This is a genomic window from Alkalilacustris brevis, assembly GCF_003350345.1.
Taxonomy (GTDB): domain Bacteria; phylum Pseudomonadota; class Alphaproteobacteria; order Rhodobacterales; family Rhodobacteraceae; genus Alkalilacustris; species Alkalilacustris brevis.
Map to the genome: position 1 here is coordinate 1 of NZ_QNVJ01000071.1, position 14587 is coordinate 14587.

Here is a 14587-nt window from a genome sequence, read left to right on the forward strand (position 1 = left end):
CGTTCGGCGTAAACAGAAACCGGGCTCCGGTCGCGGCTGGATGAAAGATCAGTGGCAGGTCAGTTATGCAACGACGCGTGGGCCGGTGTCAGTCCTCGGGCTGAACTCTGCTTGGCTTTGCTGCGAGAGACCGGATGGAGACACCGATCGCGGCGCGTTGCGCGTCGAACCCGCAGTGCTAGAAAAACTTGCCAAAAGCCTACCATCAGACACTCTGCGGATAGCCCTACTTCACCATCCGTTGGACTGGTTGGAGGAGACAACGCGCAGCGCAGTAAATGATCTGCTCATTGAGCACACTGATTTAGTTCTCTTCGGGCATGTCCACGCGAACGACGCTGTAGGGTTGGTTAAAGGAAATACGAACAGCTTGTTCCTTCAAGCACCGCCGCTGCGCGCCGGGTGGTCCAAGGGAACAAACGGGTATGCTATCATCCGCGCTGACGTCGACTACAAACGGTTCGAGGTCGAGTATCGATCTTACTCGAAGTCTCGCCGGGTCTTCGTGCCGGGTGAAGACTTCTCGCCGAGCGGGCGCATGTATCCGCGTCCCGAAGATGCCGAGTTCTTCCGGGACTCGCCTCCGCGGTCCGCTCTGCTGCGACGGTTTTCGGAAGCCGACCCTGTCGATTTTCTTGATTGGTATCGGACCCACATTCGTTCGAAGTCAAAGGTGACAGGGTCATTCGTCGTTCCAAAGGTCAAACGCATCACTGCGGCGGAAGAAGGGCCGACGGTTAGCCTTTCGCAGCCGTTGACACAGATCGTTGGTCATTCCGGACGAGATCAGTTCTTCATCGCCCCTCTGGATGCGGGGTCCACCACGGCCGCCTACTTAGCGTTTAAACACCTTTCTGAAACATTCTTGTCGCACCGTCGGGTGCCTGCGTATTTCGATGCAGAACAGGAAACAATCAATAGGGCATCGATCCTTCGCAAGATCAGTCAAACAACCCCTATCCGTTATTCCCACAAAGAGGCTGAACAGCTGGCCACGGACGGTGCGGTTGTAGTTGTGGTCGACGGTTTGTGCCTGGGAGACGTTCATCAGTTCAATCTCTTCCGGGACACCGCTGACCGCTATCTGCCGGACGTTCAGTTCGTCTATTTTCTCAGCACGGAACGCCGTGGCGTATCGCCCACCGGCACGGGTGAACCGCGTCTCTTCCCTGGCGATGATGAGGTCTACGAGTTCGCCCAGCTCGAAGTAGATGATATAAGGTCGATGATTGCGATGCGTATCCCCGACAAGGCCGAGAACGTACGTGAGGGTGTGGTCAGCCACGTAGTCGAGTGTTTCCGGCAAATGGATGAGCCAATCTTCGCGAGTACTGTCGCCGTGGTGATCGATACCATCACTCAGGACCCGGAGTTCAAACCCCTAAACAAGGCTCGTCTGATTGAACGTTACGTCGAATGTCTCTTGGGGCGTTTCGACTTGGAGGACGTGCGGGAAGGGACCTTTTCATCAAGCGACAAGATCAACTTCCTCGGTTTCGTAGCTCGACAGCTTCTCGAGACAAACCGGGTGGGGATGGACGAACATCGCTGGAACGAGTTGATCTCGAACTATCAGAAGCGGTTCCTGATTGAACTCCCCAACGGATTACTGGCGGAGTTTCTGGAAAAGGGACTTCTGACCATGGAAAGGGGTGAGATCACGTTCCGCGGCGACCATCTGTTCTCCTTTTTTGTTGCGCAGCAAATGAAGCGCGACGCGGACTTCGCCGCGTCACTCGTAGAAGGGCCTGGGTTGTTCCGGCATTATCGAGAGATCACAGTCTACGGCGAACTGGAGGGCACAAACGTCGGAAAAGTACTTGATGGTGTATTCATCGAACTTTCGGAGATTGAAACCACCCTTCTTGAAAACTACTCTCGCATCGGTGTGGATTTGACTGAGGAATGGGCGGCTGCATGTAAAGAGGCAGAAGCGAGTGCTGCATCGAAATCCCTCGACGAGGCCGCGACGGGTCTGGGCAAGGCAAACCCAACAATCGAGAGAGCGGATCAACACGATAATGCCGACCTCGCGCAGATTGCCCGACGCCGTGGCGTTGCTGAGCGCCAAGGGGTCAAAGAAGCTGAGGCAAAGCTTCTGGTGGGAATGCGACTTTACGGACTGCTACTTAAGAATGCACTTCATTTGGAGGCCGCCGACAAGCTACGCCATCTCACGAAGCTTTACGAGGCGGCAGAACTCTGGGTTGGGTTCATGAGCGCGGGTCGCGAGGCGATTGGGCGTCATCCTATCGTCATCGCTGGGGGTGTTCGTTTCATAAACCTTGGGGCTGTGATAGACCCCGAGAAATCGTATAAAGATTTCAAGTTCAACGCGCCAAACACCATATCTCGGCTGATAGCAGGTACCATGAGTAATCCTCAGCTCGCCATCGCGGTCAGAAACTTGATTCATGATCTTAATCCAATGAGCCAATTGTTTGCCCGGGACATTCTGTTGGAAATGCCAGGTGATTATAACAAAGATGCCTATCTTGCCTCCCTTGCGACGGAAGAAGACATTAACCTTGTTACATGCGCTCTACGAACATTGCGGATCCGATACCTTTCTGCCGGACGGGATCAGGAGCGCCGAAACTATTTAGAAAGTATTGTGGATTCGATCGCAAAAGACCGACGTATTGGGGAGCGCGTTGACTTCTCAAAACTCCGAAAAGCTCGCCTTGTTCAAGACTTACGCAGCAAAGCTGTAAAACCATCCAGATGAGGCGGTTTTGAATATAACGCCGATGAGACGAGCGGGCACACGTACAGCTCTGCCTCTAAATTCTCTGTAACAAATACCTGTGGTTCGACCGATTCCCTAATTCGCGCATTTTCAGCGAATGACTGCAACGCGGGCTAAGAAGGCAGTATGGCAGAACTCAATCGAGTGGCCGCTCTGGGCAGGGTTTGCGTCGATATGGTCGTCACGACAAAGGGGGCATTTCGCGATCATGGTACGGCACGATGGAGGCTGAGCGACATCAACGCCACATCAACCCGCGAATGCGGGTTTCGCGCCCGGTTTGCGGCTGAATGTCGGCGAATGCACCTGAATGCTGGGTCAGGATTTTCGCGATATCAAAGGGTTGCTAGCTAAGTGGCTGTATTCTCTAAGTTACTGGAATCGCTTGGATATAGGCTCATAACCTGAAGGTCGTAGGTTCAAATCCTACCCCCGCAACCAAAATCCTACATATTATCAAGGACTTGCGCCCGCACCCTCGCGGGGCTTTCGCATGTCCGCATTCCCGTGGAAGCACTGTGGAAGCAAAAGGGCGACAAGTTTTGCGCAATCGAGCGCACGAGCTTGGTTGTCTGGCGTGGAAGGGCCCGTTCGCCTGAGAGGGTTACATCTGCCAAAGCGCTACATGAAGAGGCGATACGGGTACACGCTGCCAGGAAGTTCAGGAACATTGGCAATCGTGCGTGCCAATCTTTGGGAGTATCGAATGCTTACTGGTACTGGATCGTAAAGAGCATCATTGTTCCAGTCCATCTTGGTCAATGCTAACGCTTCATGGGCAGAGAGTTCGAGTGGTCCGCTTCCGGCATGTCGAATGAGCTGCAGTGGCTTGGGAATGCTCTTGCCCCCCTGATAGTAGTCACTCTTGGCGGAAACCGTCGGGGCATTTCCTGCTACCCATACGAGCGCCGATCTCCCAGAGCGGATGACCATTGTTCCACGCGGAACCGGAAATCCTGAGGGCTTGCTCGGCGGATCGTTCCGGTCCGACTTGATCAGCCATACGCCGCGCCAGCACGACGCTGCGCCAACTTCGATACACTCGATTTCCGGCACGCCTGACAGAGCATCGAATGCGCCCTCGATTTCATCTCGCTTGAACCCCGTGGTTTTGTGGATGACCATCCGTTTTGGTGAATTACCCCCATTTCGCCTCTGATAAAGCGCCAGGCTTCGAGCAAGAACCGCACGCATGTCGTCTCGACTGAGGAATGGATTGCGTCTGGCTTCGGCCACATCTGCAACCGGATCGCGAGCCTCAAAGGCCACGAACTGCATGCCGCCACCATCCATGTCGAAGACCTGTGAACAGCAGGTCACATAGTGGGCGTCGCGCTGATCACCGCGCAGTGCGTATGCTAAGCCGATGTAGGCGGTGTCGTCCGGCACACCCTTCAATGGAGCCAGCTTCCAAGGTGTACCTGTGGCCTTGACATATAATGCCAATGCTAGGCGCCAGGCGCGCGATGCGGTATGATTGAAAGAGAATACGCGGTCGTTCAGCACTTGGCTAGGAATGTTGTACTTCGCTCCGAGCGCCTTGAGTACGTCGTGCGCGTCGAAGGACCTGGTCCGTGTAACTGGGGCCCATGAGTCGGGGAAGTGAACCAGTACGACATCGAATTGATCTCTCACTAGGGAGAGTTGGCGGAGCGCCGCTTCCATTGCCATGAACAATCGCGACTGCGGACCACCCTCTCCTTGAAGCAATGTCAGTTTGTCTGGCCACTTAATATGAGCTTCCCGCGGCGCAGACTCGAGCTCAACGCGGAACAATTCCTCAAAACCAGGGTATGGAGGTACGTATTCGGAGCGATCACTGGGTTGGTGCGTGCCACGAAGGGAGGCCATTAGTTCGCCTCGCTGCTTGAAAGCACTTTCAGGTCCGACAGTAGCTATTCTTACCCGTGAGGTGTATCCGCTGAAAGATCCCTTGGAATATGGACCATAATTGACGAGCCCCCGCAGTGGATGAACATCTACCTCTGTAGAATCTGAGGGTGAAAAGGAAAGTAGCGGCTCATCTAGCAGCGTGAACGGTGGCAGCCGCGAGGCAATGGGTGAACTGGCCATTACTTTTTCCTATCAAAGTACGGGTGATGGTGGCTTGGACGGCTCCATCCGGTGACGCGCGAGATGGCGAACACGGCGTCGATCCCTGTTCCAGCATTCAGTCCGAAAGCTCGCACCTTGCCGTCATTGGTCGCTGTAAGAACCTGCGCCCAGGCATCGATGATTTCGGCCCATTGCCTATTGTATTTCCGGGCCCAGCGCTCTCTACGCCAATCGCCCGCTGGATCGCCGCCACGGAGATCAGGTGGCGCGGAAATGAGGTCTTGAGATGAATTTTCAGACCCAGCTTCGGCTGACGGCCGATGATCTAATTTGGGAATATCAACAAACGTGTACGGCTCAAATCCACACCACCAGCGCTCCTCAATATGTTCTAGCTTCAATGAAGCGCCTTCTTGGAAGGGGAGCTTCAGAATCGGCACTATTCCGGTCAATTCACTGCTGTATGCAGCGCGGAGCCTTTTGAGTTGCTGACCGCGTCTGCGGCTTCTTTCGTGGTCCTGGTCTTCTCGAGGCGCGGCCACGACGAGCGAGTGGCCTGAGCGCCTGAAACGTGGAATGAGAGGCCGATTCCTCGACAAAGCTGTGACCAGCGCATCGTAGAGAAGCCCAAGTGCCCAGCTATCCTTGACAGCATCCAGTTCAATGGTACCCGCCATCTGTGCGCCAAAAGGAGCAAGTGCGCCCAACAGCTCCTCATCTTTGCCAAAAACTGCGAGTTCCCGACCATTCGCGGCTACAACTGCTCTGCAGCGCTTTTCTTTCAGCAAGGCTCTTACTTCTGGAGAGGTCACCGGCTGAGTTAGCGTCATTCGCCGTGCAGTAACCGGCAGCGACTCGATCAGGAGTGCGGAGTACCTGAGTACTGGAAACGAACGCGGCGTTGCGACGGGCAGTTTGACTGGTATGAGCCTGGGGGATGGGCGTGCTTGCATCACGTGCTGTATAAGCACTTGCGGCAAGTCAATGTGCTTGATGATATCGGCAGCCAGTTCATCGAAGGTCTTGCACTCAACCACAGCCACATCAACACCAACGGAGCGGGCGCTCTCAAGGAACTGATCTACAGCCGGCAAGAGACGCGACGCCGAAGAAGTCACCCAATAAAGGCCATTGGGGAACGGGGTGCTCTCTTCAAGAACGGAGTTCAACGCTTCCATGACTGATGCGTCGCGACCACTATAGCCGACGAATACCAAGCCGTAACGCTTACTGGCCTCAGCCAATACGTGTCGCATTTTTTCGTCTTGTCGTTCCAGCTCGGAGCCAGTGTTCTTGATCGACACCGATTGGTAGTCCCCGTGGAGTTTTGCAACCAGCGGCCAGTCGGACTCATTGAGGCATCGCATTGCACGTTCAGCGGAGTCGATGGCGGCCACAGTTGGTCGGGCCTGCTGCTCGGTTGGCAGTAGTGTATTGGCCGAGTATGCAGCTTCCTCAATAAGCGGATCGAAGTTTGTCGTGAATACGCAGTCGATCTTTCGCGCGGCTAAAAGACTGCCGAGCACCCGATGTCCGAAACACGGCTTGCCCATGGATATGGCGTCGCTGATGTATTGTCTGCGGTGCCGGGGCTGTGGGTACACCGCCTCAAACGCCGCGGCGTACTCTGTAGGATCCCCCTCCGGTGGAAGGATCGAAGTTCGACGAAAAAAATCATCGATTCTGTCAATCCAAACCTGATCGACCGTGTCGATCTCGCGCTTCGAGAGATTGTTTTCTCGACAAAATACTTGTGCCTTGAAATCTCGGATCATTGCGTGCCCGGTGGGGATCCCTGAGGCGGCTGACGCCCCAGCACCCAGAAACCAAGCGACTAGATTCGGCCTCAGAGCCAACGCCGTAGCGAAGTCCATTGCAGAGATGGTCGATATGGACTTTGGCAAGGGGTTACTTTTCGCTCGCTGCAACTTGTCTCTTTGTCCTTCGTATCACGGATTTTGCCCTTTGCAGAAACGAGCATGGTGATTTCGTAGGTCTGGGAGGCTCGAGGTCGACAAGAGTTCTGTGGGCATGAAAGTCCGTAAGGACATCGCTCTCATGATCTGCTCCCGGATTGAAATTGGTCATAGGTGTCCCAAGGGTCGTCCTCCTCGATTTGTCTGACATCAACGGCGTCGTCGAACTGCAGAATGGTCAGAGACATGTCGAGGAACTCGGACACCAACGCCAATTCTCGCACCGACTCCGATCCGCGGCTGAAGTTCCAGACCCCGGTCGGCCGCGCGATTGGCCTGTCCAAGACGAAACCCCTTTCGTCAGCGCCGATGGCCGCCAGCGCGTCCCCGGGCATCGGCATCCCGGAGCGGATGAAGATCCCGCTCCGGAGGGCGGCCTTGCTTGCGCGGCCCCAGAGCGCGAAGCCGTCGCGCGCCACAACCATGGCAGCGCGCTTATCCGTAAAGTCGATCCATTTCCGGCATGCGGCGATAAGTGAGACTCCGTATCGATCCGTTATGTGGTTCAGGAGGTCGACAGTCATTTCCTGACCGTCAACCTGTGCCCGATAATCATCGAGCGGCATCAGCAGGAACGACGCAAATGTGTCAGCCTCCTCCTCGCGCAGTCTATCCGCTTCCTGCCAAGCATTGGAACGCAGGGGTTTGCAGTGGAAGTCGCACTCGCGCTGGAGTTGGCCGCTCGCGTAGTCCTGCACGGTCAAGGCGGGGCGATGGAGCTGATAATGGCCCAGTTCATGCGCGATGGTGAAGCGCACTCGTCCTCGATAGCGCGGGTCGTCGTTATAGACGATGTGCCATTCCGGTCGCTTTCTGTTGGGCCGGAGCATTCCCTCGAAACCGGGCAGGTCGCGGCCTACAACCTTGCCGATCGGGTCGTCGTTGTTTCTGGAAACCTCGCGCGCGAGGGCCTCGACATCGACGGGAAAGCGGTCTTCTCCCAGGACATGACGAAGCACCATGGAAAGGCGGTTCGCTTCGCTCTTTGGGGTTTTCCGCTTTCCTTTGGTCATCAGTCGTCGTCCAGGATATCCAGTAGTTTGCGCAGGCGCTCCTTTGCTGAGGCGTCCATTTTCTTGTACTTCCTATAGAAAGCAATGTCCTCGGCTGCTTCTGCTTGCTCGCCGTCTCCCGCCAGTAGGTAGTCAGAGGTTGTGTCGAGCGCGGAGGCTATCAGGGCGAGTTTCTCGGCCGATGGCCGGGCGACATCCTTGTTTTCAATCTCCCACATGTAGCTTTTGCTGGAGCCAACTCGCTCGGCGAGTCCTTCCAGTGTGAGGCCACGCTTCCGCCGCAGCTCGCGGACACGCTCCCCAAGTGGTGTTGGCACGGCAGTGCTCCTCTCCGTCTTGGTTCGTTTTAACGATACATCTAGTCCTTGACACGCCATATGTGCAATCCCTATCTTGCGCGCAGGTTCGCGATCACGAACCTATAAATTCGCGATAGCAAGATACAGGAGGCCGAAATGGCTGCAGGCAAGAAACCGGGCACTCACCATGTGGTGCCGAGCGTCGAGGGCGGTTGGAATGTGCGCCGGGGTGGGTCGTCCCGCTCGAGCGGGCACTTCGATACCAAGCGGGAGGCTGTCCAGCGTGCCCGCGAAATCAGTCGCAATGCCGAGACCGAACTGAAGATCCACAACCGTAACGGGCGGATCGCGCAATCGGATTCGCACGGCAACGATCCCCGCAACATCAAGAGCTGAGGAGGGATAGGGACATGGCATCGGTGACGAACTTTATCCGCAACACCCCTCCTGCGTCTTTGCGGGACTATTTCACAGCGACGGGCATCGAGTTGCCAAGTCCGGTGGACTGGGACGCGCCTGAACCGGAGGTCGTGAAGCCTTTGCTTCGGGCTGTCGACGAAATGGGCGACGAAGCGCGCGGGCGCGTCATCAACGATGGTGAGCGCGTCAGCGCGATGGCTGACGATGCCGGCCAAACGGCGCTCTACAGCGTCATCGACGACCGCGAAGTTCTCGACGAGCTCGAGAATGGCCACGCCCGGTCGCTGTGGCTCTTCATTAACGACCGGGACCGATTCCGACATGCGGAGGAGGTTCGCTTCACCGATGAGCGCCGTCGCGGGCGGAGTTGGGACGGTTTCATCTGCGATGCCAACCTGAACGTCCGTCGCGACGAGCACGCCCTGCATGCGTTCAAGGCGGCGCTGCGCCAGAGGTTTGCGTCAAACAATGTCCACGTCGACATTTTCGAGCGCGTCCGGCCCACCTTTGAAGGCGATGACTGCGAGCTGGTACAGATCACAGTCTACCGGGAGGGTCTGCCGGATGATCAGTTTGCCTTTGACGATGGGGGAGAGCTGGTGCGGCGGGCGTATCGTCCCGTCTTCGAGGCCGCCATGACTTACGAACCGGCGACCGGGGTGATCGAGGTTGTGGCCAGCGACCGTGAAAGCCGTTCCGAGATGGCCCAGTTCCTCGCGCGGGATCTGCTTGGCGTTGAATTCAGGGATGAGAAGGTGCCCATGCGGTACTACGATCTCGCGGTTTTGCTGGCGCCATATTCCTTTCCGACAGATGTCGAGGACGGGGTTGAACGGGTCGAGGTACGCCAGCTCAGGCTGATGCCGATCGACGCCGTGGGCGAGCGCGTCACGCTGGAGTGCCTGAGCAAGGCGGACCGCAACATCTGGACGATGGCTGAGGTTCGGCTCGGTCCCGGTAATCCGCTCACCGGTGGCTGGGTGGCAACGCAGGCGAAGCTCGCGATCAAGTTCCATCCGAAACCGGGGGCGCGTCGCGGTCGTACTCTGCCGCTGACGGTCACGATGCCGCACGGCTGCAACCTCAAGGACCAGACAGAGGAAGAGCAGCTGATCGGAGAAAAGTATCTGCGTCGCTGGGGGATTCTGGTGGATGACCCGATTGTTGTCGAAGATTGATGAGCGGGCCGCCAGGCTCCTCACGAGTATCGTTGAGTCGGATCAGACCCGAATCGCCGGCGGGGTCCTGTACGACTATCACGGCACCAGCGCTTTCCCACTGATCGGCGCTGGTCTTCTCGTACCGGATGCGCCGGTCCCGGCCGCCACATCGCTGGTCGATCACGACGATGAACCGGTGAATCTGGAATGGTTGCCCGAGCATCGCGGCTATGGGTATTTCAGTCCTGCGGCGGGATGGGTGATCGTCGACGAAAAGCACCTGCGGGTCTACAGGGTCGACGATCTGGCTTTCTTGCAGCGGCTGACGTCGAGGCTCGATCTGCCGACCAAGGCTCGGCCGGCTGAACGCATTTCTGGCGTCCTGTGGGAGTTGGGTGATGCCCGCTTGCCGGGGCGGAGCGGCCGAGTCCCGGTCTGGTTCGCGCGGAGATTGGCTGATCGGGACACTTGGCGACAGGTCGTCAATTATCTTGGTGGCCGCCCCCCTGCAGATTTCAGGGTCGTGGTGACAACTTCGGCGACCCACGGTCTCACTGAAGCCGAGCTGTCTCGGCATCAGATCATCGATCTGGACGACCTTGTGGACCATGGCGCACGGCTCATCATTGAGCCCACCTACCTTGCGGCGCAGTTGAAGGCCAGCGCAGTTTCCGGAGCGGTCGATCCTGTGCGCCACGCGGCCGGGTTTCGGCATTTCCGGGTTGGGGACAGGGAGTTCAGGTTCGGCGGCGACAAGCAACGCCAGATCGTCGAGTACCTGTTCAACGCATGGGAAGATGGTGTGGAGAGCGTCAGCACCGAGGTCATGTTCGCGGACCTCGGATTTCTGACGTCGAGCCGGATTAGGGATATCTTCAAGGGACACGAGGATTGGCGGGATCTGATCGAGGCAGGAGGCGGCTCCTGCAGGCTTCGCATCAGGGAACTTCTTGAAGAGCAGAGCGCTAGCGCCGATTGATCGTGTCCTCGGCAATCTGTAGCTGATCCATGACCCAGTCAAAGGGGGGTGCGTCACCTAGCATCATGCCCTGCATGGCCCCATAATCTTCCTCGATAGCGGCGCGAAGTTCAGCGGGCGGCACGACGCAGAGCGAGCCGGGCACAGCTTCGTCGAATTTTTTCCAAGCCTGCTTGAACGCGATGAGGTTGTGCTCACGGACTGAGGTGAGCAGCGCCTCGTCGGCCAAAGCCGCGCGCCCGATCTCAGTGCCGGTGATCATGGCGACATCGTAGTAGTGGCGCGAGATCCTGTCCTTGTCTGCGGGCAAACGGCCGGCATCGCGATGGCCGCAAAACGCGCCGTGCAAAATGAGGAGCTTCTCGAGGTAGGTGCGCTCCGGGGCGATAACATGGACATTGCCGACATCGAACGCCCAGTCATCAGCGAGATCATCTGCGATGTACGGCTTCACACTGGCGATGGCATTCGGGTCGAGCGCTGAGCGCGCGCCCGCTTCGAGCTTCACGCGCGGCAGGACGTAGGGGAGTTCTGCGCTCGGGTAGAGCGTAGGGTATTCTATCAGCAGTGTCTGCTGGTCGCCGTCCTCATCGTCTGTAACGATCTGGCAGCGCTCACCGAGCAGCGGCCCCAGAGCGACAGTGAGATCGTCGCGGATGTAGGTGCCACAGGCCTCTTTCAGTTCGTCGAAGAGCACCTTGCGCCGCTTGCCCGAGATGCCGCCGGGGTTCGTTGGGTCGCGATCACCCTCGAAACCCAGCCCCTCGCGATAGACAACGAGATCGATATCCTCTGAGAAGCGACGAATAAGCCCGAAGGCCTTGGACAGGGCGGTTCCGCCCTTGAACAGGAGCCTCGGATGTCCCCCTGGAAGGCGATTGTAGAGCGCGTCGAGAACGAAGCAGACCCAAAAGTCCTTTTCGACGTAGCTGGGTAGCGTGTCGAGACGGTCGGCCGCCGCCTCGAACACGTCCTTCCTGTCCTGATCCGAAAGCGCGAGAAATCGCGCGTAGTTCTCACTCATCTCGCCGCGATTTTCGGCTCGACGAGACTATGCGCGATGGGGGCGGCCCAGCTTGGCAGGCTGCCACTGTTGCGGACGAGATCCTTCTTCACGGAATCCGGCAGTTTGCGCTTCAGCATGGTCGCGACCTGTACGTCCGAAGCTGCCTGCGGGCCGAGCCAGCGCAACGCCTGCGCAACCGGCGCTGAGGATTTTCCGGCCCATGCCATAACGCTCGGACCTGCATGCCGCAGGCGAACTGTCCGATTGCCGATCTTCACGTTCCGCGTCGCCCCGTCCGTCACATAGCTCGTCTTCGCAGGGACCGCGTTTGTCAGGCCCAACTGATTAGCTGCGGCAATGCCATCAGGCATGATGCGGATGCTGTCGCGTCGCGCTAGAGCAGCGACCGCCTTGTCCATGTCGACCGGCGCCGGCCGCTTCAGGACACCGCTGGTGCGGGGCAGGTCGTAGAGCCCGCGACCGACCCGACGCAGATCACCGCTCTTCGCCAGCCGCGACAATGCCTGGTCGACGGCCGCACGGCTGCCGAGGTCGAGGAAGTCCTTTGGCGTGCATACCCACCGCCCACGCCCCTTCGAGCGCACGCGCTTCATGATTCGATCAGAAATAGCAGTCATCTGCGTGATCCTTCAGGGTCTCTCTTGTCAGAAACATAGCGACTTTATCTGACGAAATCAATTCCTCCCCGAACGCCCCCCTTCTGCCTCCCCATCTCCTCCCCCCGTCTCCCCCATTCTCCTTCGCAGGCATTCGGCCAAACGCGAAGGAGACGAAGATGTCAGTCACACACCTCAACCAGGTCGAGCTTGCGGCTCGCTGGAAGATCAGCCCGCGCACGCTGGAGCGCTGGCGCTGGACGGGCGATGGGCCCGCATTCATCAAGATCGGCGGCCGGGTCGTTTACCGGCTCGAGGACGTCGAGTCCTATGAGCGCACGCAGCTGCGCGCCAGCACCGCCGACACCACCCCCAAGCCTGCGGCGTGAGGGAGGTGATCATGAACATTCCCAACATCATCACACTCGACGCACTCCGGCACATGGCTGTCGGCGAGATCGCGTCGTTGCCGCCGGAGGAGCTTGCGCGGCTTCACAGTGAAGCAGAGGACGCGCTCCGTGCGGCGAAGAGCCTGCGCGACTGGCTCGATGGCGCTGTTGCCCTGCGCTACGGCGACCGGGCAGCTCAGGCGCGGCATGAGGCCGGGAAAGATACCGGAACGGTTCGCTTCGCCGATGGCGCAGTCACCGTGGTCTCCGACCTTCCGAAGCGGGTCGAATGGGATCAGGATCGGCTTGCCGAGCTGGTCGAACGCATCCGGGCCGAGGGCGATGACCCGCACGCCTATGTCGATGTCAGCCTGAAGGTCCCCGAGCGCAAGTTCACAGCCTGGCCCCCGGCCATCCGCAGCGCCTTCGAGAGCGCGCGCACGGTGCGCACCGGCAAGCCGACCTTCCGGCTCGTCCTCGATGGGGAGGCGCCGGCATGACCCTTCCCATCATCAGCGCCGATGCGCGCCTCGCGGAGCCCCGCGGCATCAAGGGCTGCATCTTCGGCAAATCGGGCATCGGCAAGACGACGCTGCTGTGGACGCTCGATGCGCAGTCTACGCTCTTCATGGACCTGGAGGCGGGAGATCTCGCCATCGAGGGCTGGCCGGGCGACACGATCCGTCCGCGCACCTGGACCGAATGCCGCGACTTCGCGGTCTTCATCGGCGGACCCAACCCTGCGCTGCGAGACGAGCAGGCTTACAGCCCGGCGCATTACGAGGCGGTCTGCGCCAGGTTCGGCGATCCGGCGGCGCTCGAGCGCTACCAGACCATCTTCGTCGACTCCATCACCGTGGCGGGGCGGCTGTGCTTCCAGTGGTGCAAGGGCCAGCCCGAGGCGGTCTCGGAGAAGACCGGCAAGCCCGATGTCCGGGGCGCCTACGGGCTGCACGGCCGCGAGATGATCGGCTGGCTTACGCATCTGCAGCACACGCGGGCCCGCAATGTCTGGCTGGTCGGGATCCTCGACGAGAAGCTCGATGACTTCAACCGGCGGTATTTCGCGCCGCAGATCGATGGCTCCAAGACCGGCCTCGAACTGCCCGGAATCGTGGATGAGGTCATCACGATGGCCGAGCTCGCCGATGAGGGCGGTGCTCCCTACAGGGCCTTCATCTGCCAGACGCTCAACCCCTGGGGCTACCCGGCCAAGGACAGATCAGGGCGTCTCGCCCAGATCGAGGAGCCGCATCTCGGGCGGCTGATGGAGAAGATCCGCCAGCCCGCACCGCCTGCATCCGAGCGCCTGCGCTTCACGCGGCCCGAGGCCGCGCCCGCCCAATCCGACAATTGAACAGACCAGAAAGGACCATGCCAATGTCCGGTTCATGGAACGACTTCAACGACGCCAAGAACAACGCCAACCTGATCCCCAAGGGCACGCTGGCGAAGGTGCGCCTGACCATCCGCCCCGGCGGTTTCGACGACCCCGCGCAGGGCTGGACGGGTGGCTACGCCACGCGCGGCAGCACCGGCTCCGTCTATCTCTCGGGCGAGTTCACCGTGCTCGAAGGGCCCTATGCCCGGCGCAAGGTGTTCAGCCTGATCGGGCTCTACAGTCCGAACGGGCCCAACTGGGCCAACATGGGGCGGAGCCTCGTGCGCGGCATCCTCAATTCCGCGCGCGGCATCTCCGACAAGGATAATTCGCCCGAGGCGCAGGCGGCGCGGCGGATCAACGGCTTCGGCGATCTCGACGGCATCGAATTCGTCGCCCGGATCGACATCGGGTCCGACACCAACGGTGACGACAAGAACGAGATCCGCGGCGCCGTCACGCCCGACCACAAGGACTATGCGGTCTATTGCTGCGCCGCGCCGACCGCAACAGCGACTTCCAGATGCTCGGCCCCGTTGCCGC

General features: G+C 59.1%; 14 protein-coding genes. 8 read left to right on the plus strand and 6 right to left on the minus strand.

All coding sequences use genetic code 11. The annotated features are described in order from the left end of the window. Positions 1-40 precede the first annotated feature (40 nt). Positions 41-2728: a hypothetical protein gene (locus DQ229_RS11865; RefSeq protein ID WP_155326510.1), complete on the plus strand. Its 2688-nt coding sequence runs from the start codon at positions 41-43 to the stop codon at positions 2726-2728. A 642-nt stretch (positions 2729-3370) separates the two neighbouring features. Here the strand turns inward: DQ229_RS11865 and DQ229_RS11870 are convergent. The 4 genes from DQ229_RS11870 to DQ229_RS11885 form a co-directional block, all read right to left on the minus strand. Then, entirely contained in the window at positions 3371-4420 is a 1050-nt protein-coding gene (locus DQ229_RS11870; protein WP_202909570.1) for an argonaute/piwi family protein, read from the minus strand. Positions 4421-4821: 401 nt separating this feature from the next. After that, positions 4822-6579 (minus strand): SIR2 family NAD-dependent protein deacylase, encoded by a 1758-nt coding sequence (locus DQ229_RS11875; RefSeq protein WP_114966500.1) that lies wholly within the window; start codon positions 6577-6579, stop codon positions 4822-4824. A 281-nt stretch (positions 6580-6860) separates the two neighbouring features. After that, a complete protein-coding gene (locus tag DQ229_RS11880; protein WP_114966490.1) occupies positions 6861-7793 on the minus strand; it encodes an ImmA/IrrE family metallo-endopeptidase in 933 nt (310 codons plus the stop codon). Next, on the minus strand, positions 7793-8110 hold the full coding sequence (locus DQ229_RS11885) for a helix-turn-helix domain-containing protein (protein ID WP_202909571.1): 318 nt from the start codon (positions 8108-8110) through the stop codon (positions 7793-7795). Before DQ229_RS11885 ends, DQ229_RS11880 begins: the two co-directional genes overlap by 1 nt. Before the next feature lie 138 nt (positions 8111-8248). On the opposite strand from DQ229_RS11885, the gene DQ229_RS11890 reads away from it, so the two are divergent. The 3 genes from DQ229_RS11890 to DQ229_RS11900 are packed head-to-tail and all read left to right on the plus strand — an operon-like array spanning position 8249 to position 10651. Beyond that, positions 8249-8488, plus strand: a complete 240-nt coding sequence (locus DQ229_RS11890) for a DUF2188 domain-containing protein (RefSeq protein WP_114966492.1) — start codon at positions 8249-8251, stop codon at positions 8486-8488. A 14-nt stretch (positions 8489-8502) separates the two neighbouring features. After that, positions 8503-9690, plus strand: coding sequence for a hypothetical protein (locus DQ229_RS11895; RefSeq protein WP_114966493.1), 1188 nt, complete (start codon positions 8503-8505; stop codon positions 9688-9690). Beyond that, on the plus strand, positions 9665-10651 hold the full coding sequence (locus tag DQ229_RS11900; protein WP_114966494.1) for a hypothetical protein: 987 nt from the start codon (positions 9665-9667) through the stop codon (positions 10649-10651). Before DQ229_RS11895 ends, DQ229_RS11900 begins: the two co-directional genes overlap by 26 nt. Here the strand turns inward: DQ229_RS11900 and DQ229_RS11905 are convergent. Beyond that, entirely contained in the window at positions 10638-11675 is a 1038-nt protein-coding gene (locus DQ229_RS11905) for a nucleotidyl transferase AbiEii/AbiGii toxin family protein (protein ID WP_114966495.1), read from the minus strand. The two genes, DQ229_RS11900 and DQ229_RS11905, sit on opposite strands and share 14 nt — an antisense overlap. After that, positions 11672-12295 (minus strand): DUF6088 family protein, encoded by a 624-nt coding sequence (locus DQ229_RS11910; protein WP_114966496.1) that lies wholly within the window; start codon positions 12293-12295, stop codon positions 11672-11674. The genes DQ229_RS11905 and DQ229_RS11910 overlap by 4 nt, the downstream gene beginning before the upstream one ends. A 158-nt stretch (positions 12296-12453) precedes the next feature. Here DQ229_RS11910 and DQ229_RS11915 point away from each other — a divergent pair, with 158 nt between their 5' ends. The 4 genes from DQ229_RS11915 to DQ229_RS11930 form a co-directional block, all read left to right on the plus strand. Continuing rightward, positions 12454-12663 (plus strand): helix-turn-helix transcriptional regulator, encoded by a 210-nt coding sequence (locus tag DQ229_RS11915; protein WP_114966497.1) that lies wholly within the window; start codon positions 12454-12456, stop codon positions 12661-12663. An 11-nt stretch (positions 12664-12674) separates the two neighbouring features. After that, positions 12675-13163, plus strand: coding sequence for a hypothetical protein (locus tag DQ229_RS11920; protein WP_114966498.1), 489 nt, complete (start codon positions 12675-12677; stop codon positions 13161-13163). Beyond that, a complete protein-coding gene (locus tag DQ229_RS11925; RefSeq protein ID WP_114966499.1) occupies positions 13160-14020 on the plus strand; it encodes an ATP-binding protein in 861 nt (286 codons plus the stop codon). The genes DQ229_RS11920 and DQ229_RS11925 overlap by 4 nt, the downstream gene beginning before the upstream one ends. A gap of 23 nt (positions 14021-14043) precedes the next feature. Then, positions 14044-14587, plus strand: a 544-nt coding sequence (locus DQ229_RS11930; protein WP_238381060.1) for a hypothetical protein, incomplete at its 3' end; no start/stop codon positions are given.